Raw genomic sequence first — 18791 nt, 5'->3', positions numbered from 1 at the left:
CGAGCCGGCGGCAGAGCTCAGAACAGCTTCTCTGCGAGGTAGTGCCCTGGCTCCGGGGCGGGAGGAACGGCGAAGACGGCGGACCCGATGTGCGAGATGTATTCGTTCAGGCGGTCGTATGAGCCAAGGCGCTTCTGCAGCGTCACGAAATGCGCAGGGTCGTTCATGTACGCGATGAACAGCAGGCCGGCATCCAGCTGACCGTACTGGTTGATGCCGTCCGTGTAGTTGTACGAGCGGCGGAGGATCTTGATGCCTCCGTTGTTCTCGTGGGCCGCGAGTGCGACATGCGAGTTCTGCGCGATGACGTGTTCGCCCCCGGCCGTCTTGGCGAAGTCGGGGGTGTCGAATTCCTTCGTGCCGGTGAGCGGTGCACCCTCGGACTTGCTGCGGCCGAACACCGTCTGCTGATCGCCGATGCGGTCGGCATCCCAGATCTCGATGTTCATCTGGATCTTGCGTGCCACCTGATACGTGCCGCGTGACATCCAGCCGGCATCGTCGCCGAGCCAGACGAAGTCGCGGTATTCGTCGTCCGAGCGTATGTTGCGGGTGCCGTCCTTGAAGCCCATCAGGTTACGCGGTGTCGTCTGGTTGGGTCCAGCGGATGCTCGCCCGAAACCCATGACCGTCCATCTTGTGCTCACGGTTCCCCTGCCCATTCTGGCCAGGTCCCGGATGGCGTGGTACGCCACCTGCGGGTCCTCAGCGCACGCCTGCAGGCTGAGGTCCCCTCCCGTGAGCGCGGACTGAAGGTTGTCGCTCGGGAGGTCGGGCAGACGCTGCAGGAGTCTGGGTCGCTTGGTCTGCAGGCCGAATCGATCGTCGAAGATCCCAGGTCCCAGCCCGAGTGTGACGGTGAGGGCATTCGGGCTGAGGTCGGCGGCCTCTCCGGTGTCTTGTGGCACCGCTCCGGGCCGGTTGGGCTGCACGAGTCCGACCGGCTTGCCCTGCATGAGCTGGGCGATACCGGCCGACCAGCGGGCGAACAGTGACTCGAGGTCGCTCGTCGTGCTCCCCGGGTCCACGTCGAAGGTCATGTAGACGCAGTGCCGCTGTGGTTCGGTGCGGATGCCTGCCTGGTGGCCGCCCCCGTAGAACGGGTGACTCAGGGCTGCGTCGACCGCATCGCCCTGGTCCTTGGGGTCGAGCGCCTGCGCGGCGAGCGTCCCACCCACGCCTGCGAGGGCGCCCACCGCGAGGCCGCCGGCGCCCATGGCGAACAGTCCGCGCCTGCTCACGTGGGATGCAGGGACGGCAGCGGGGGACTGCTGGGCGGCGGGAGCGTCGTCCGGCTGCTGTGTGGCATCCGTCATTGGGCGGTGGCGACCTTCTCGGCGAGCCGGGAGAGTGGATCCTGCAGTGCCTGGACCGCCTGGCTGAGCTTGTTGGCGTCGCTGGCCCTCAACTCGGGCGTGTACGTCTTGTATCCGCCGATCGCGGAGGGATCGCGGTACGTGTCGAGCAATGCCGTCACTTTGCCGAACTGCGTTCGGATCTGAGCCGTGAGACCGGAGTCGATCTTGGTCAGACCGGGCCGGAGGTACTCGAATGCCTGTTGTGAGCCTTCGACGTTCGCGGCGAAGTCGACGAGGTCGGTGTGGCTGTACGCCTCCTCCTCGCCCTTGATCTTCGACGACTGCACCTCTTCGAGCAGCCCGGCAGCACCATTGGCCAGGTCCTCTGGCTTGTACTTCAGAGATTTCGCAAGTCCGGCCAGCGTAGAGACGTTCTTCTGCAGCTCGGCCGCCAGCTGCTTCGTTCCGTCGGTGATGGCGCCGGTCTGCCACAGGTCGCGTTCGATCGCGTGGAAGCCGTGCCAGCCCGCCGCGTCATCGAGGTTCGACGCGCGCATGTCGATGAGGTAGTCGAGGTTGCCCGAGTTGTCGTTGGCCTTCGTGCCAGGCAGCACGAAACCGTCCACGTCGGACTCGATGCGCTCGTAGAACTGCCGCGCTTGTCCGTACGCCTGCTGTGCCCCGGTGAGGTCACCGGCATCCACTGCCGTCTTCAGGGAGTCAACGCCCTGCAGGAGCCCTCCGAGCTGGTCGTCGACGTAGCCCGCGTAGTCCTGCGCACCCTGCTTCAGCAGGGTCTGCACGCTGCCCGTCTTCTGGGAGGATGCCTTTCCGGTCACCGTGAAGTCGATGTTCTCGTCTTTGCCACCTGGGCAGTACAGGCTGTACTTGCCTCCGCCGAGCGTGAGCGTGAAGCTCACGGGGTTCAGCCCAGGCGCGAGATTCTCCTTCTCGCCGATGATCCGCTGGTCGCTCTGCAGCTCGACCTCGGTGATGCCGGTTGCGCTCTCGTTTGCCACCGTGAACGTGATGGGTCCCGCGGGCGCCGAAGCATGGTCGAACGCGCACAGATCGGATGACCCGTCGTTCTTCAGCGTGATCTTCACGTGCGAAGCCCCAGAGGCGGACGGTTTCGCAGCTCCCTGGTCGGTGGCGCATCCGGCAAGAACGAGTGTTGCGCTCGCCACAGCGGCCATCGCCGCCAGGCCTGTACCGAAGCGACGACGCCTACTTGGCTGCATACGTTGAACTCCTGGTGTTCGGGGATGCCGTGCGTTGTGCGGCCGTGCCGGCATCGGTATTAACAGGGCCGGCCACGACGGCCGAGGAGGAACGGTCGCGCACCGGCTCTTCCGGGGAGGCGAGGCCCGTCGCGCGCACCCCACGCCATGCGAGCGCGACCGCCGCGATGGCGAAGACCAGAGGGAGCCACAGTTTCCACAGCATGGCTTCGCGATCGGATGCGTGTGCCCTGGCGATCGAGGCGCTGACGGCTGCAACGTGGCCGGCGTTCACCGACCAGCCGGCGTCGCCGTCGCTCACGGCGAAGGCGCGAGGCGCCGAGAGGCCGCCGCCGGAGATCGCGACCACGGTGCGTGCCGTACTCGAGGCATCCACCAGGCCGTTGTCGCGGGTGTATGCGGTGACGCGCGTCGTGGTCGTCCAGCTGGCGCTGTACGGGCCGGGCGCTCTGCTGGGGTCGATGCCGACCGGAATGCGGTCGCCGCTCAGTTCCACGAGGTCGTCGAGGCTGAGCGTGGTGGGACGGTTCGCAGGGCGGGTCGTCTTGCTCGTCGTCCACACGCGGTCGGCACCCTCGTGGGTCGTCGCCTCTGGCGCACCGAGGCTGTACGCGCCTGCTCCCGACACACGGAGGGACTGGCCTGTGTCGCTGTGCACCAGAGTCGCGGTCGCCCCGTTGCTGAGGGGAGCCGAGGCGGGCACCTGCGAACCGGATCCCAACGGAACCGCGATCGCGAGAACGATGGCGGTGAGCGCGAGCACAGCAGCGGAGCCGAACAGTGTCTTCCGCGCCGCCGACGGCGCCAACCGCCAGCCCTTGGGCCACAGTGAGTACGCGAGCACGGGGATCACATAGAGCAGCCACCCGAGCACCTCGATCACCCGGGGATCGGCAGGGATGCCCAGCACGCCGGTGATCAGCGCGGCCTGAACCGAGCCGGTTGGCGCAAGCCAGCCGAGGTCGACCGTGCGCTGCTGTCCGAAGGTGATCCAGCCTGCCTCGTGCCCGGTGCGCAGCGTTGCGACGACGAGCCCCGCCGCGACGAACACCAGGAACACGCCCGTGACGGTGAAGAACCGGGAAAGGTTGAGCTTGACGCCGCCGGTGTAGAGCCCGATCCCGATGACGACGGCGCCAACAATTCCGATCACCGCACCAAGTGCTGCTGCCCCAGAGCTGGTGGATGCCTGGAACGTGGCGAGCAGGAACACCGAGGTCTCGAATCCCTCCTTGAGCACGGCGAGGAAGGCCATGCCGGCAAGAGCCCACGTCGTGCCGGAGCCGAGCGCCGCCGCGGCTTCCCGTTCGAGCTCCTTCTTCATGCCGCGGGAGTGCTTTTTCATCCAGACGATCATGGTGGTGACGAAGACCACGGCGACCGCGCCGATGATGGTCTCCATGCCCTCCTGGGCGGCCTGGGGAAGGCCGGCCTCGATGGCCTGCAGAACGACTCCGACCGCGATGCTGAGCCCGATGGCCGTGCAGACGCCTATCCACATCGGGCGCATGGATGCCCCGTTGCGCTTCAGGAACGCGGCGATGATGCCGACGATCAGCGCTGCCTCGAGGCCTTCGCGAAGACCGATCACCAGGGTTGCGAGCACAGGGGAGCCTTCAGGGGAGGAGGGGATTCGGGGGAATTCGGTAAGGCTAACCTTACCTGCATCGACTGTATCCGCGAAGGGGCCGCGGTGTCCACTCGGGAGCTCGACGCCCGTGGACCAGGTCAGGTTCACGCCCGCCGCCCCGTCAGCTCGACGCCGACCCCGGCGGCTCGCAGCACTCCGCCCGGCAGCGACCACTCAATAGGATGTGAGCATGCTCGTGCGCCTGCTGACCGCCGTTCTGCTCGGCCTCGTCGGCATCGTGTTCGGAGCCCTCGGCACACTGGTGCACACGGCGACCGTGGGCACTTTGCATCTGCCCTGGGGCATCGTGGTGGCGCTGGCCGCACTCGGATGCCTGCTGGCGGGCATCCGGTTGCTCAGCACGGGCAGGCTGTACACGGTGTGCGCAGCGCTCGGAGCCCTGATCGCGATCGGCGTTCTCTCGCAGAAGAGCTTCGGCGGGTCGGTGCTCATCACCGACAGCGCGATCGGCTGGACCTGGATGGGCGGCACCCTCGCGATCGCTCTTCTGGTGGTCGGGTGGCCTCGGTTCGCCGCTCGCCCGCGGGCATCCTGAGCGTGCAGGCAATTCCGTTGCATCGTCCGTCACGCGGTGTCACGGGGCGTCACGAGCTGTAAACCGCCGTCGTAGACTTGCATGGCGCTCAAGAGAGCCCGAGAGGAGCCAGCCCACGTGACCTATGTCATCGCTCTGCCGTGTGTGGATGTGAAAGACCGCGCATGCGTCGACGAATGCCCGGTGGACTGCATTTACGAGGGTGAGCGCTCGCTGTACATCCACCCGGACGAGTGCGTGGACTGCGGTGCATGCGAGCCGGTGTGCCCTGTCGAGGCCATCTACTACGAGGACGACCTGCCAGAGGTCTGGAGCGACTACTACCGGGCGAACGTGGAGTTCTTCGACGACATCGGATCGCCGGGCGGCGCAGCGAAGGTCGGCGTGATCCCGAAGGACCACCCCCTGGTGGCAGCGCTTCCGCCGCAGAGCCACTGACCGGCCGGGCCAACCGTGTCCCGTCCGGATCTGCCCGACTACCCATGGGATCAGGTCGCCCCGTTCGCCGAGCGTGCCCGCAGGCATCCGGGCGGCATCGTCGACCTGTCGATCGGGTCACCGGTCGACCCGACACCTGAGTCCGTGCGCAGAGCACTGGCGGAGGCGACGGATGCCCACGCCTACCCGCAGACGGCCGGGACGGCCGAGCTGCGAGATGCCATCTCGTCGTGGTACCTGCGGCGCAGGGGAGTGCCGGGCCTGGCGGCCTCGAATGTGCTGCCCACCATCGGGTCGAAGGAGCTCGTCGCCCTGCTTCCCGTGCTGCTCGGCCTCGGCGAGGGCGATGTCGTCGTGCATCCACGTGCCGCCTATCCGACCTACGCCATCGGCGCGGCCATCGTGCAGGCGCATGCGGTTGCGGCCGACGAACCGGACGAGTGGCCGGAGGGTACGAAGCTCATCTGGCTGAACTCCCCAGGGAATCCGGACGGTCGGGTGCTCGATGAGGCGTTCCTGCGCAGGGCGGTCGAGCGTGCCCGCGAGCTTGGCGCCGTGATCGCGAACGACGAGTGCTACGCCGAACTCGGCTGGGAGGGGCGCTGGGCGACCGAACCGGTGCCGAGCATCCTCGACCCGCGGGTGATCGGCGACGACACGAGCGGCGTTCTCTCGGTGTACTCGCTGAGCAAGCAGTCGAATATGGCCGGGTACCGTGCCGCGTTCCTCGCGGGTGACCGGCAGCTCATCGCGAAGCTGCTGACTGTGCGCAAGCACGCGGGCCTCATGCTGCCTGCCCCGCTGCAGCGGGCGATGGTGGTCGCCTTGGGCGATGACGAGGCCGTTCGGGAGCAGGTGGACAGGTACCGGAGCAGGCGCGAGGTGCTCCTGCCTGCGCTGCGGGCATCGGGGTTCCGTATCGACCACAGCGAGGCCGGCCTCTACCTGTGGGCTACCGCGGGCGAGGATGCCTGGACCACCATGGGCAGGCTGGCGGACGTCGGCATCCTCGCCGGCCCAGGAGTGTTCTACGGCGACTTCTTCCCGCAGCATGTGCGATTCTCGCTCACTGCCACCGACGAGCGAATCGACGCTGCGGCTGAACGGCTCGCCTTGCTCTGAGTGGGCGGCGAGTAGCCGTGACATCGACACCGGATTCACTCTTCGGCCGCGCAGAATGCCCGCTTTTGGCGGGTTTCTCACGCTGAACGGGGGTGCCGTTGGCGGGTACGACAGTGGACCACCTTTGCCCGTAGGCTGTACTGGCACGTTCGTTGGCGCATATTCGTGAGGAGACTCGAGTGAACGCAGGTGGTCACGACGGAGCGGAAGGCGAAACGCGAGCCACTCTGACGTACCCGGGCGGAAGTGCGGAGTTCCCGATCCTGCCCAGCGTGGACGGCGCATCCAGCATCGACATCTCGACGCTCACCAAGCAGACCGGCTTCACCTCGCTCGACTACGGATTCGTCAACACGGCCGCCACGCGCTCTGAGATCACGTACATCGACGGCGAGGCGGGAATCCTGCGCTATCGCGGCTACCCGATCGAGGAACTGGCCGCGAACTCGACTTTTCTCGAGGTCGCGTGGCTGCTCATCCACGGCGAGCTGCCCACCGCCGACGAGCTTGGCGCGTTCGACGAACGCATCCGCAGGCACACGCTGCTGCACGAAGACCTGAGGCGCTTCTTCAGCGCCCTGCCGCACGACGCGCACCCCATGTCCGTGCTCTCCAGCGCGGTCTCGGCACTTGGCACGTTCTACCAGGATTCGCTGAGCATCCACGATCCGGAGGCGGTCGAGCTCTCCACGATCCGTCTGCTGGCAAAGCTGCCCGTCATCGCGGCGTACGCCCACAAGAAGAGCCTCGGGCAGGCCTTCCTTTACCCCGATAACTCGTTGAGCTTCGTCGACAACTTCCTGCGGCTCAACTTCGGCACCATGGCGGAGTCGTACGAGGTCAACCCGACGGTGTCGAGGGCGCTCGAGCGGCTGCTCATCCTCCACGCCGATCATGAGCAGAACGCCTCCACCTCGACGGTGCGCCTCGTCGGGTCGACGCAGGCGAATCTGTTTTCTTCGATCTCTGCCGGAGTCAACGCTCTGTACGGTCCGTTGCACGGCGGCGCCAACGAGGCCGTGCTCGACATGCTCGCCACCATCAGGGACTCAGGCGAGAGCGTGCACCGCTTCGTGGAGCGCGTGAAGAACAAGGAAGACGGCGTTCGCCTGATGGGTTTCGGGCACCGCGTCTACAAGAACTACGACCCGCGCGCCAAGCTCGTCAAGGAGAGCGCGGATGCCGTGCTGCAAGATCTGGGCGTGCACGACCCGCTGCTTGACATCGCGAAGGAACTCGAGCAGATCGCGCTCGACGACGACTACTTCATCCAGCGCAAGCTGTACCCGAACGTCGACTTCTACACGGGCGTGATCTACAAGGCGATGGGCTTCCCCACCCGCATGTTCACCGTGCTGTTTGCGATCGGACGCCTGCCCGGCTGGATCGCGCACTGGCGTGAGCTGAACGCGGACCCGGCTACAAAGATCGGGCGTCCGCAGCAGCTCTACGTGGGTGAGCCCGAGCGAAACTACCCGTCCGAGCGCTAGCACGCCCGGCCTGCCTCGCGGCCGTGCCGGCTACGAGGCGGGCGCCAGCGTCAGGGTGTCCTTGGTGCTCTTCGCGACGGCATCCGGCGTGAACGGCCAGGCACGGGTCTTGTTCAGCTGCCACAGCGTGGTCTGGTCCACGTAGTGCGGGTGGAATGCGTGGCCGGAGTCGCCGGTCAGGTTGATCCAGGTGGACCGGTCGAAGTGCCCGAGGTCGATCACCTGCCGCATGGACGGCACCCAGTTCACGTCGTAGCCCCGCGAAGCGTCCCAGCCCACGGCATCCACAACCGATGAGCCGCCGCCCAACCGGTACGGTCCTCGGTTGAAGAGCCATTCGATCGGCCCGATGCCCGACTCGCCGAAGCTCTGGTTGGTGACCTCGAGCGTGTGGATGTCTCCCCACTTCCACGAGGACATGTCGGGTCCCATGAGCTTCACGGCCTCGTGGTAAGCCTGGTCGGCGGCATAGGCGAACATCTCGTCACGGTTGCCGACACCCAGGTCACCGTCGACCCACCATGACGAGTTCTGCTCCTTGGACAGAGCGCCGACCACCTGGAACCACCTGTCGCCTCCGACGGGTGCAGCACCCGACGGCAGCTTGCGAGCGAACGCGTCGTGCAGCAGGTTTCGCCAGAAGATGTTGAAGTAGGCGGCGGCCGCGCTGTCGGCGTCGTCGTGGTAGTTCCAGTGTGCGAGCAGGTCGACGGCTTTGCGGGTTCCGTCATCGAGGGAAGCGTTCTGCAGCAACGGAACGAGCACGGCCGCGTTCGCGTCGTACGTGTCGGCATCCACCTTGGACATGTCGGCGGACGTGATCTTCTTGCCGGACGCGATCAGCTTCTGCAGGTCGCTCGTGATGCGGTCGGCCCGGTAGCCGGAATCCCAATCCTGCGTGAGGTTGAGCGCGAAGCCCGGCCCCACCGCCGCGTTGTTGGCCGTGACGATGAAGCCGCTCGACGGGTTGTAGACGCTCGGTAGCTGATCGAAGGGGATGTAGCCGCTCCAGCCATACGCGCTCGACCAGCCTGGAGTGATGGTCGTGCCGTCGCCCTGCTTGCGGATCGGGATCGTGCCGGGCGCCTGGTACCCGATGTTTCCCGCGGTGTCTGCGTAGATGAGGTTCTGCGCGGGCACCGCGAACTTGCGGGCGGCATCCCTGAATCCCTGCCAATCGCGCGCCTCGTCGAGAGCGAAGATGGACTGGGCCGTCGTGCCGGGTGTGAGTGCCGTCCACTGCAGCGACAAGGCGTAGTTACCGCCGGGAACATCACCCGTCGGCTTACGGTGGCTCTTGACGATGGTGTCGTAGTCCCCGCCCGTGACTATCGGGCCGTGCACCGTTGAGCGCACCGTGATGGTGACGGGCTTACCGCCTGCCACCTTGATGGTCTCCTTGCGCGTTGTGAACGGCAGCACCTGCCCGTCGTACTCATAGCCCGTACCACTCAGCTTCTCGAGGTAGAGGTCGGCAACGTCCGGACCCAGGTTGGTGAACCCCCATGCGATGCGGTCGTTGTGCCCGATGATCACGCCCGGCAGGCCGGAGAAGCTGAAGCCGGCGACATCGAACGGACACGATGGGCGCACCTGGGAGCAGTGCAGCCCGACTTGGTACCAGATGCTCGGTGCCGCCGGTCCCAGATGCGGATCGTTGGAGAGCATGGGCTTTCCGGTGGCCGTATGCGAGCCGGCGACCACCCAGGAGTTCGAGCCGATGTCATCGCTGTTGATGCCGAGCAGTGCTGGCACCTTCGCAGCGGATGCCTGCACTCGCGTCGCGAGATCGGCGACGTCCTTTGCCGCGGCCTCCGAATCGGAAGCCGTGGCTGCGGCAGTGGTGTCTGCGGTGGGGGACACCGCGGGAGCCACGCGCTGCGGGTTGCCGCCGCCGGCATCCGTGATGGTGGGGTGCGAGGCGTAGGGGTACGTGGGATGCAGTTGCGCGATCTGCTCCGGTGAGAACTTCGTCGCGAGCAGCGCGCGGTCGAGCTCGTCTTCGAGATTGGATCGCAGGTCCCACGCCATGGCCTTCAGCCACGCGACGGAATCTGCGGGCGTCCACTTCTCGGGCTTGTAGCCGGAGTTCTGCAGCCCGAGCACCGCGTACTCCAGGGAGAGGTCGGCTCCCTTGTGGTCGGCGAGGTAGGCGTTCACCCCATCCGCATACGCCTGGTAGTACGAGAGCGAGGTCGCATCCATCTGCTTGACCTCCTGCTCGGCCACGCGTCGCCAGCCGAGCGTGCGGATGAACTCGTCCGTGCCGATCTGGCTCTTGCCGAACAACTCGCTCAGGCGCCCGGCCGTGACGTGCCTGCGGAAGTCCATCTCCCAGAACCGGTCCTGCGCGTGCACGTAGCCCTCGGCGAGAAACAGATCGTGCGCGCTGGATGCCGTGATCTGCGGGATGCCCGCGTCGTCGCGCTGCACCTCCACCTTGGCCTTGAGGCCGGGAACCGACAGAGTGCCCGTCGTCTGCGGGAACGACCTGGTCACCGTCCAGAAGCCCAGAACGCCCACGATCACCGCGAGAGTCACGACGATGGCGAGGAGGATGCCAAGGAACCGCCAGAACGGATGCCTGCGACTCAGGCGCGATGCGTCGGTGCCCACTTCACTCCTTCGTGTCGGCCGTCGCGCTCATCGTATCGGCGGCGGCCGACGCACCGGGGAAGGTCGGCGACCCGCTTAGGCGTGCAAAACGGCGTTCAGCTGGATGCCTTTGCCGCTGCGCTGCAGCACCTCGACCGCGCCCGTGAGCGAATTGCGCCGGAAGAGCAGGTTCGGCACGCCGGAGAGCTCGACGGCCTTGACCGTTTGGGGGCGGCCCGAGGAGTCAGGCGCAGACCCGACGACGACCAGCTTCGTTCCCGCCGTCACGTACAGGCCGGCCTCGACGATGCAGTCGTCTCCGATCGAGATGCCGATGCCGCTGTTCGCGCCGAGCAGCGACCGCTCCCCGATCGACACGCGCTGCGTGCCCCCGCCGGAGAGGGTCCCCATGATCGACGCACCGCCGCCGATGTCCGATCCGTCGCCGACCACGACGCCCTGCGAGATGCGGCCCTCCACCATCGAGGCGCCGAGCGTGCCGGCGTTGTAGTTCACGAAGCCCTCGTGCATGACTGTGGTGCCAGGGGAGAGGTGCGCGCCGAGGCGCACGCGCGAGGCATCCGCTATGCGGACCCGCTGCGGAACGACGTAGTCGAGCAGCCTCGGGAACCTGTCGATGCCGCTCGCCTGAATGCCATCCCGCTGCAGGGCCGGGCGGAGGCGCGCGTAGTCCGCAGGATGCATCGGGCCGGCATTCGTCCACGCCACGATCGGCAGATGCGCGAAGAGACCGTCGAGCTCGATGCTGTTCGGCTGCACCAGAAGGTGGGAGAGCAGATGCAGCCGCAGGTAGGCATCCGGCGTGCTGCCGACCGGTGAGGAAAGGTCGATCTCGATGGCGCGGGCGTCGAGACGCACGTCGCGTCGGGTGTCGGCACCTGTCTGAGCTTCGAGTTCGGCCGGAACGATCCACGGCTCCCGGTCTTTGGGAAGCCGCCCGAGTCGCGGCTGCGGGTACCAGGTGTCGAGGATGGTACCGTCGGCCGCAACGGTGACGAGCCCGTACCCCCAGGCGTGAGACGCGAGTGCACCGCCCGCCTCTGCGGCCTCGAAGTCGGCGGAACGGACGGCGTCGGATTCGGCGGCGGGCATGCATCTAGATTAGTAGCGTGCTTCTGGACCTCACGGCCGGCCCGGTCGACCTCACCCGCGCCATCTGCGACATCGACTCCGTCTCCGGCAACGAGCGCGAGCTGGCGGATGCCATTGAACAGGCCCTCGAGCCGCTGCAGCACCTGAAGGTGACCCGGGTGGGCAACAACGTCGTGGCGAGCACCCATCTCGGACGGGAAAAGCGTGTCGCGATCGCCGGCCACATCGACACGGTTCCGGTCAACGGCAACCTGCCCACCAGCTTCGAGACGATCGACGGCGTCGAATACCTGTGGGGACGCGGCACGGTCGACATGAAGGCCGGGGTCGCCGTGCAGCTGGTGCTCGCGGCAGAGCTCGCTGACCCCCGCTATGACATCACGTGGCTCTGGTACGACAACGAGGAGGTCTCCTCCGAGCTGAACGGATTGCGCCGGCTGTCGGTCGAGCATCCGGAGCTCCTGCTCGCCGACTTCGCCATCCTCGGCGAGCCGACCGGAGCGGGCGTGGAGGGCGGATGCAACGGCACGTTGCGCGTCGACGTGCGCACCACGGGACTGCGGGCGCACTCGGCCCGACCGTGGGTGGGTGACAACGCCATCCACAAGGCAGCGGGCATCCTCAAGACGCTCGCCGACTACACCCCGCGAGAGGTGGAGGTCGATGGGCTGGTCTATCGCGAGGCGCTGAACGCCGTGCTCATCACGGGGGGAGTTGCCACCAACGTCATTCCCGACGAGTGCGTGGTGCACGTCAACTACCGTTTCGCTCCCAGCCGCTCAGGGGAGGAGGCCATCGAGCACCTGAACGAGCTGTTCGGCGAGTACGAGGTCGAGGTGGTCGATCTCGCAGAGGGCGCCCGGCCGGGGCTCGACACGTCGTTCGCGCAGGACTTCCTCGCAGCGGTCGGCGCGACGCCACGGCCGAAGTACGGCTGGACGGATGTCGCACGGTTCTCCGCCCTCGGCATCCCCGCGGTCAACTACGGGCCGGGCGATCCACTCAAGGCGCACGCCGATGACGAGCGGGTCGCGCTGGCGGAGATCGAGGCGTGCGAACGGGGACTGCGGCGCTGGCTCAGCCGGTGACAGCCGTCGGCACCGCTCATCGGGCGGGCGGGATGCTCTCGCCCGGCATCCGCGTGCGCTACCGGCTCACCCCCTGGTGGGTCAAGGTGGTGGTCGTCTACCTGCTCGCCCGGCTGGTGACGACGGTCATGCTTCTGGTGCTTGCCAGCGTTCAGGGCCCGAACCCGTGGACGGGTGCGCAGCCCGGATACTTCGACTACTCGTCCATCTGGGACGGCCGCTGGTACGACATTGTTGCAGAGGCGGGTTATCCGAAGACGCTGCCGCTCGGCACAGACGGCACGGTGCAGCAGAACGCGTGGGCGTTCCTGCCCGCATATCCGTTCCTGGTGCGTGCGGTCATGACGGTGACGTTCCTACCGTGGTCGCCGGCCGCCGTTCTGGTGTCATTCGGTTTCGGACTCGGCGCGGCCCTGCTGTTCCACCGGTTGCTCGCGCTTCGTCTGTCCTCCTCGACTGCGCTGTTCGCGACGGTCCTGTTCAGCGCCGGCCCCACGTCGCCGCTCTTCCAGGTGGCCTACGCCGAGTCGATGTATCTGTTCTTCCTGATGCTGGCCCTCTACCTGCTGCTGAAACGCAGGTACTGGTGGATGCTCGCACCCATCCTCGCGATGGCGTTCACGCGTCCCAGCGGACTCGCCTTCGCGCTCGCCATGGGCTTCCACGTCGTGTACAGGTGGGTGACGCGTCGACGCGACCCGTTCCCGGTTGCCGAGCGCGTGGCATCCGTCGTCCTCACGCTCGTGGCCGGGCTCTCGGGCATCGCCTGGCCGGTGATCGCCGGCTGGGTCACGGGGGTTCCGGATGCCTACACAGCGACCGAGCTCTCGTGGCGCGCCGACTACATCGGCGCAAGCCATCTGCTGCCGTTCGCGCCCTGGTTCCAGGCCGTGGACTGGTGGTTCTCGGTGTGGCTGCGCGTTCCGCCGTGGCTGGGCATCCTCACGCTCGTCCTCATCCTCGCGCTGTTCGCGATCTGGATGTTCGCGCCGTCCGTGCGCCGGCTCGGGGTCGATCTGCGGTTCTGGATCATCGCATACGCGTTGTACCTTCTCGCGGTGTTCTTTCCGCAGTCGAGCACGTTCCGGCTGCTAGCACCGATGTCGCCGTTGGCCGGCGCGCTCGCTCAGCCGACGAGCCGCGTCTATCGCATCGCTGCTGTGGTTGCCTGCATCGTGCTCCAGTGGGGCTGGCTGTTGCTCTGCTGGGGGGTGGACGGAGCCGACTGGTCACCACCGTGATCACGCCCCTCCGAAGGCCGCTCGAGCGCCGAACGATGCCCCAGCGCATGCTCAGTCGCGTGTCGCGATTTCCCAGCCGTTCATCAGATGTCGGATAATGGAGAGACATCCACGAAAGGGGAGCTACATGGCGGCCATGAAGCCGAGAACCGGAGACGGACCCATGGAGGCTGTGAAGGAGGGGCGGCTCATCATCGTGCGCGTCCCCCTCGAAGGTGGTGGCCGGCTCGTCGTCTCGGTCAATGACGCCGAGGCTCGAGAGCTTCACGACGTGCTCGGCGCGGTCATCTCGGGCAGCTGACGCCCCGCAACCAAGCACAACCGACGAGAGCGGATGCCTTAGGGCATCCGCTCTCGTTCGTCCTTGCCGCGGCGATGGCTTTTGCGGCGGCCAGTGGCCGGCATGGGCAGTCCGGTCAGGCGCCCAGTTTGGTGATCTGAAGGAGCCCGTCGCCGACGGTGCTGAGTGCGCTCACCACTGCCGGTGAGGCTGCGATCTCGGTGACGAGGGAACGGAAACCGGTGGTGACCTCGTCGCGCTGCGCCGGGTCGGCGACTCGGCCTTTCCACAGAGCGTGAGCGACGAGAACCGTTCCGCCCGGGCGGGCGAGGCGCAGCGCGTGCTCCACGTACTCGATGACGCCTGCCGGATCGGCGTCGACGAAGACGATGTCGTATGCGTTCTCGTTCATGCGAGGCAGCACGTCTCGGGCTCGCCCGGTGATGAGACGAACCCTGGCGGGCTGGATGCCCGCATCGGTGAAGTTGGTGCGCGCGTTGTGCAGGTGGTCGGCTTCCACGTCGATCGACGTCAGCGTGGCCGAGCCGGCACCCTGCAGCAGCCAAAGGCCGGAGACCCCGACACCCGTGCCGACCTCGAGGATGCTGGTGGCCTGCGACGCAGCCGCGATCACGGCTGCCTGCGCGCCGACGGCGGGCGAGACCGGCTCGATGCCGAGCTCGAGGGACTGCGCCCTGGCGGCCTGCACGACGGGTGACTCCAAGACGATGTCGTCCGCGAACTTCCAGCTCTGATCGTGTTGAGACACTGACCTTCCTTCCTCGCGCTCAACAATACGGCCAGCCGGCAGCCGGGCCCGGCTGCCGCGCCAGGCCGCCTCGGCAGGCTTCGCACCGCGACGAACGTGCTTGCGCACTGCGGACGACCCCCAAGTCCGCAGGTAACGAGATGCGCACCAGTGGGCCGACGCACGGTCGCTCGGGTTACTCTGTACGGGTGTTCGGTTTGACCATGGAGAAGCTGGTGATCATCGGGGTGATCGCCGTCTTTCTCGTCGGGCCCAACCGGTTGCCGAAATACGCCGCTCAACTGGGTCAGTGGGCGCGCAATCTGAGGAACATGGCCACCAACGCGACTGAGAAGATGCGCGAGGAACTGGGGCCGGAATTCGACGACGTCGACTGGCGCAAGCTCGACCCAAGGCAGTACGACCCGCGCCGCATCATCCGTGACGCCCTGCTCGACGACGAGCCGGCGCCCACGTTGAGCCGGCCGAGCAAGACGGCGCGCCTCGACGAGGGGGCGCTGCCGCCGTACGACAGCGAAGCGACCTAGCCACTCGCGCCCCGAACCCGTGCCTATACAGGTCTCGGATTGAGCGGACGGCCGGCAAGTCCGCGCGGCCGGCTCGCGAGGCGATCCGCCACGGCCTTGATCGCGATGGACGCCGGATCATTGGGACGCCCGACGACGATGGGCTCGCCCATGTCGCCGCCTTCGCGCAGTGCGATGCTCAGTGGAACGGATGCCAGCAGAGGCACCTCCCGCTCCGCCACCTCGGAAAGTCGCATCGCGACCTCGGCACCACCGCCAGAGCCGAAGAGGTCGAGCACCGTACCATCGGGCTGGGGGAGACCGGCCATGTTCTCGATGACCCCGAAGACGTTCTGCCCGGTCTGCCTCGCCACGATGCCGCTGCGCACCGCGACGTCGGCTGCCGCCGGCTGCGGCGTCGTCACGACGAGTACATCGGCGCCGGGCAGCAGCTGACCCACGGAGATGGCGACATCGCCGGTACCTGGCGGCAGGTCGAGCAGCAGCACGTCCAGGTCGCCGAAGTACACGTCTGTAAGGAACTGCGAGATCGTGCGGTGCAGCATCGGGCCTCGCCACGCTACTGCGGTGGACGAGCCCTGTCCGCGTGCGGGGTCGAGGAACATCCCGATGGAGATGGTCTTCACGCCGAACGCGACAGGCGGCAGGATCATGTCGTCCACTCGGGTGGGCTGCTGCGTCACTCCGTCGTGGGAGAGGCCGAGGATGGCGGGGATCGAGAAGCCGTAGACGTCGGCGTCGACGAGGCCGACCCGGAGTCCCCTCTCGGCGAGGGCAACCGCGAGGTTGGCGGTGATCGTGGACTTGCCCACGCCGCCCTTTCCGCTGGTCACCGCGTACACCCGGGTCAGCGAGTCGGCGGTGAACGGGTTGGTGCGCCCACGCGACCCCCGCAGCCGCTCGGTGAGCGCCGCTCGTTCGGCGGGCGTCATGACGGACACGCTCAGGTCAATCGACGTCACGCCCGATGCGGAGGCGACCGCCTCGCGCACGTCACGTTCGATCGTGTCTGCTGCGGGGCATCCCACGATCGTCAGCTTGATCGCGACGGATGCGCGTCCCGCCCGGTCGACGGACACGTCGCCCACCATGCCGAGCTCGGTAATGGGCCGGCGGATCTCCGGATCGATGACGCGCGCGAGGGCGGCCCGCACCCCTTCTGCTCTGGCCGAATCGGGTGGGGCGGACTCAGCCACGGGAGGACTCGTCGCGCTTCGTGGCGCGGACTCGCTGGGCATCCGGGCCGTCTGATTGGGATGTCTCGTGCGGCTCTTCCCTGTCGCGATCCAGCTCGTCCAGCAGCGAGCGCAACTCGGCCCTGATGAAGTCCTTGGTGGCCATGTCTTTCACCGCCAAACGCAGCGCGACGACCTCCCTGGCCAGGTACTCGGTGTCAGCGAGGTTTCGCTCGGCGCGCTGTCTGTCCTGCTCGATCTGCACGCGGTCGCGGTCGTCCTGCCTGTTCTGCGCGAGCAGGATCAAGGGGGCGGCGTACGACGCCTGCAAGGAAAGGATGAGCGTGAGCAGCGTGAAGTTGGTCGCCGCAGGATCGAACTGCAGCGACCGCGGCATGCCGATATTCCACAGCAGCCAGACGGCCACGAAGACCGTCATGCCGATCAGGAATCCGGATGTACCCATCGCGCGCGCGAACGCCTCCGAGAAACGGCCGAATCTGTCGCCGTCGCTGCGGACGCCGAGACGCAGTACAGGAGTGCGTAGGCCTTTGGGCGCATCCAGTCGTGCGACGGCCCTGTCAACTCGTGCCATTGCTCACCCTCCTTCCCGTGTTGTTGCGCGTGATGCCGGTGCTCAGCGCCTGGCTCTGCCTCCTGGGCAGTTCGTCGTCTTCGTCGTGACTTCGCCAGTCGTCCGGCAGTAGGAAGTCGAGGATGTCGTCAATGGTCACCACCCCGACGAGCCTGTAGTTGTCGTCGACGACCGGCACCGAGACCAGGTTGTAGCTGGCGAGGATGCGCGACACCTCAGCAGCCGAGGTGTTCGCGGTCACCGGTTCGAGGGTCTGGTCGATGATGGTGCCCAGTCGCTCGTGGGGCGGATAGCGGAGCATCCGCTGGAAGTGCACCATGCCGAGGAAGCGACCGGTGGGCGGCTCGTACGGCGGCAAGGTGACGCAGACCGCGGCACCGAGCGCAGGGGCGAGTTCTTGGCGGCGGATCAGCGCGAGACCCTCGGCAACGGTGGCGTCGGCGGAGAGGATGACCGGCTCGGTCGTCATGAGACCGCCCGCCGAGTCGGGCGCGTAGTTGAGCAGCATCCGAACATCGTCTGCTTCTTCGGGCTCCATGAGCTCGAGGAGGTGCTCGCCTCTGTCGCCCGGAAGCTGGGCGATGAGGTCGGCGGCGTCGTCCGGCTGCATCTGATCGAGCACGTCGGCGGCGCGATCGTCGTCGAGCCCGGCAAGGATCTCGACCTGTTCGCTCTCCGGCATCTCCTCGAGCGCGTCGGCGAGTCTGTCGTCGGGCAGTTCGCCTGCGACCTCGAGCCGTCTCCGCTCGGGAAGGTCGAGAAGCGTGCTCGCGAGGTCCGCGGGCTTCAGGTCGGAGTAGGTCGCAATGAGCTGTTCGGCGGACTGCACGCCTCCCTTTGCCGTGCGCTCTCGCACGTCGTTCCAGGTGACGAACGCGGTCGCCCCCTTCGCGAACGGAGATGCGCTCGTCTTGGGTCTGCGTACGAAGAGTTGGGAGATGGACCATTCGCCCGGCGCGGACTGCTCGATGGCGACGTCTTCGATGGTGGCGGGGCCGGATCCGTCGCGGAAGTCCACGGTGCGTCCGAGGACCTCGGCGATGACGCGCACTTCGCCGCCGCGCTGTTCGAATCGGCGCACGTTGATGAGACCGGTCGTGATGATCTGACCTGCGCCGATGCTCGTGACGCGGCCGATCGAGACGAACACGCGGCGTTTTCCGGGAATCTCAACGACGAGCCCGACGACGCGAGGCGGATCGTTCTTGCGATAGACCACCAGCACGTCACGTACCTTGCCCACGCGGTCACCCGCTGGGTCGAAGACCGTGCACCCGGCCAACCGGGCCACGAAGACGCGTGCTGCACTCACAACTAAACCTTAGAGGCGATTGAGGGGAGAGTGCCGGGAGCTTGCTCCTGGCACCGACCCGATTGAGTCTCTGAGCGGCGCAGCCGCGATACGGGCGCGCGCTGGGAGTACCGCGGGAGCTTGCTCCTGGCACCAACCCGATTGAGCCTCTGAGCGGCGCAGGCGCGATACGGGCGATTGCGCGCTGGAGCTGTGAGCGAAGGTCCGGTGGGCCTTCGCCTCGATGCCAGCGCCGAGGCGGCTGTGCCGGCTCGGTCCGAGTACACGGTGCTCGTTCGCGACTTCTCGAGTACCCCGCAGTCCCAGGCTTTGCATACGCTC

The 18791-nt window shown here is 67.0% G+C and carries 17 protein-coding genes; 8 read left to right on the top strand and 9 right to left on the bottom strand.

Going from position 1 to position 18791, the window contains the following annotated elements; translation table 11 throughout:
- Positions 1–17: 17 nt before the first annotated feature.
- The 3 genes from efeB to efeU are packed head-to-tail and all read right to left on the bottom strand — an operon-like array spanning position 18 to position 4145.
- On the bottom strand, positions 18–1316 hold the full coding sequence (gene efeB, locus ACO2Q7_RS04385; protein ID WP_423354405.1) for an iron uptake transporter deferrochelatase/peroxidase subunit: 1299 nt from the start codon (positions 1314–1316) through the stop codon (positions 18–20).
- On the bottom strand, positions 1313–2494 hold the full coding sequence (efeO, locus tag ACO2Q7_RS04380; RefSeq protein WP_423354404.1) for an iron uptake system protein EfeO: 1182 nt from the start codon (positions 2492–2494) through the stop codon (positions 1313–1315). The genes efeB and efeO overlap by 4 nt, the downstream gene beginning before the upstream one ends.
- Positions 2495–2525: 31 nt before the next feature.
- Positions 2526–4145, bottom strand: a complete 1620-nt coding sequence (gene efeU, locus ACO2Q7_RS04375; RefSeq protein WP_423354403.1) for an iron uptake transporter permease EfeU — start codon at positions 4143–4145, stop codon at positions 2526–2528.
- A gap of 214 nt (positions 4146–4359) precedes the next feature.
- Between efeU and ACO2Q7_RS04370 the strand changes: the two genes are divergently transcribed.
- The 4 genes from ACO2Q7_RS04370 to ACO2Q7_RS04355 all read left to right on the top strand — a co-directional run bounded on the left by ACO2Q7_RS04370 (position 4360) and on the right by ACO2Q7_RS04355 (position 7775).
- Positions 4360–4725, top strand: a complete 366-nt coding sequence (locus ACO2Q7_RS04370) for a hypothetical protein (RefSeq protein WP_423354402.1) — start codon at positions 4360–4362, stop codon at positions 4723–4725.
- A gap of 117 nt (positions 4726–4842) precedes the next feature.
- The gene (gene fdxA, locus ACO2Q7_RS04365; protein ID WP_423354401.1) at positions 4843–5163 is read left to right on the top strand and encodes a ferredoxin; all 321 of its coding nucleotides are present in this window, start codon (positions 4843–4845) and stop codon (positions 5161–5163) included.
- A gap of 15 nt (positions 5164–5178) precedes the next feature.
- Complete coding sequence (gene dapC / locus ACO2Q7_RS04360) at positions 5179–6285, top strand: succinyldiaminopimelate transaminase (RefSeq protein ID WP_423354400.1); 1107 nt, start codon at positions 5179–5181, stop codon at positions 6283–6285.
- Between the two features lie 227 nt (positions 6286–6512).
- Positions 6513–7775, top strand: a complete 1263-nt coding sequence (locus ACO2Q7_RS04355) for a citrate synthase (RefSeq protein WP_423355957.1) — start codon at positions 6513–6515, stop codon at positions 7773–7775.
- A gap of 30 nt (positions 7776–7805) precedes the next feature.
- Here ACO2Q7_RS04355 and ACO2Q7_RS04350 read toward each other — a convergent pair whose 3' ends face one another.
- Both ACO2Q7_RS04350 and dapD read right to left on the bottom strand, forming a co-directional pair.
- Complete coding sequence (locus tag ACO2Q7_RS04350; protein ID WP_423354399.1) at positions 7806–10391, bottom strand: penicillin acylase family protein; 2586 nt, start codon at positions 10389–10391, stop codon at positions 7806–7808.
- Positions 10392–10466: 75 nt separating this feature from the next.
- Positions 10467–11483 carry a 2,3,4,5-tetrahydropyridine-2,6-dicarboxylate N-succinyltransferase gene (gene dapD / locus ACO2Q7_RS04345; protein ID WP_423354398.1) on the bottom strand — a complete coding sequence of 339 codons (1017 nt, stop codon included), beginning with the start codon at positions 11481–11483 and terminating at the stop codon, positions 10467–10469.
- Between the two features lie 17 nt (positions 11484–11500).
- Here dapD and dapE point away from each other — a divergent pair, with 17 nt between their 5' ends.
- The 3 genes from dapE (at position 11501) to ACO2Q7_RS04330 (ending at position 14113) form a co-directional block, all read left to right on the top strand.
- Positions 11501–12571 (top strand): succinyl-diaminopimelate desuccinylase, encoded by a 1071-nt coding sequence (gene dapE, locus ACO2Q7_RS04340; protein WP_423354397.1) that lies wholly within the window; start codon positions 11501–11503, stop codon positions 12569–12571.
- A complete protein-coding gene (locus ACO2Q7_RS04335; RefSeq protein WP_423354396.1) occupies positions 12535–13812 on the top strand; it encodes a hypothetical protein in 1278 nt (425 codons plus the stop codon). The genes dapE and ACO2Q7_RS04335 overlap by 37 nt, the downstream gene beginning before the upstream one ends.
- A gap of 127 nt (positions 13813–13939) precedes the next feature.
- Complete coding sequence (locus ACO2Q7_RS04330) at positions 13940–14113, top strand: DUF3117 domain-containing protein (RefSeq protein ID WP_423354395.1); 174 nt, start codon at positions 13940–13942, stop codon at positions 14111–14113.
- 115 nt (positions 14114–14228) lie between these two features.
- Here ACO2Q7_RS04330 and ACO2Q7_RS04325 read toward each other — a convergent pair whose 3' ends face one another.
- Positions 14229–14861, bottom strand: coding sequence for an O-methyltransferase (locus ACO2Q7_RS04325; protein ID WP_423354394.1), 633 nt, complete (start codon positions 14859–14861; stop codon positions 14229–14231).
- Between the two features lie 188 nt (positions 14862–15049).
- On the opposite strand from ACO2Q7_RS04325, the gene ACO2Q7_RS04320 reads away from it, so the two are divergent.
- Complete coding sequence (locus ACO2Q7_RS04320; RefSeq protein ID WP_423354393.1) at positions 15050–15388, top strand: sec-independent translocase; 339 nt, start codon at positions 15050–15052, stop codon at positions 15386–15388.
- A 23-nt stretch (positions 15389–15411) separates the two neighbouring features.
- Here the strand turns inward: ACO2Q7_RS04320 and ACO2Q7_RS04315 are convergent, their stop codons facing one another.
- Genes ACO2Q7_RS04315 through ACO2Q7_RS04305 form a run of 3 tightly spaced genes read right to left on the bottom strand, consistent with a single transcriptional unit; the run spans position 15412 to position 18470 of the window.
- The gene (locus tag ACO2Q7_RS04315) at positions 15412–16626 is read right to left on the bottom strand and encodes an Mrp/NBP35 family ATP-binding protein (protein ID WP_423354392.1); all 1215 of its coding nucleotides are present in this window, start codon (positions 16624–16626) and stop codon (positions 15412–15414) included.
- The gene (locus ACO2Q7_RS04310) at positions 16577–17158 is read right to left on the bottom strand and encodes a DUF1003 domain-containing protein (protein WP_423354391.1); all 582 of its coding nucleotides are present in this window, start codon (positions 17156–17158) and stop codon (positions 16577–16579) included. The genes ACO2Q7_RS04315 and ACO2Q7_RS04310 overlap by 50 nt, the downstream gene beginning before the upstream one ends.
- Complete coding sequence (locus ACO2Q7_RS04305) at positions 17145–18470, bottom strand: magnesium transporter MgtE N-terminal domain-containing protein (protein ID WP_423354390.1); 1326 nt, start codon at positions 18468–18470, stop codon at positions 17145–17147. Before ACO2Q7_RS04305 ends, ACO2Q7_RS04310 begins: the two co-directional genes overlap by 14 nt.
- Positions 18471–18791: the final 321 nt, after the last annotated feature.

Source organism: Rathayibacter sp. KR2-224, from assembly GCF_049446075.1.
Classification (GTDB): domain Bacteria; phylum Actinomycetota; class Actinomycetes; order Actinomycetales; family Microbacteriaceae; genus Humibacter.
This window is presented reverse-complemented; position numbering and strand designations above follow the sequence as displayed.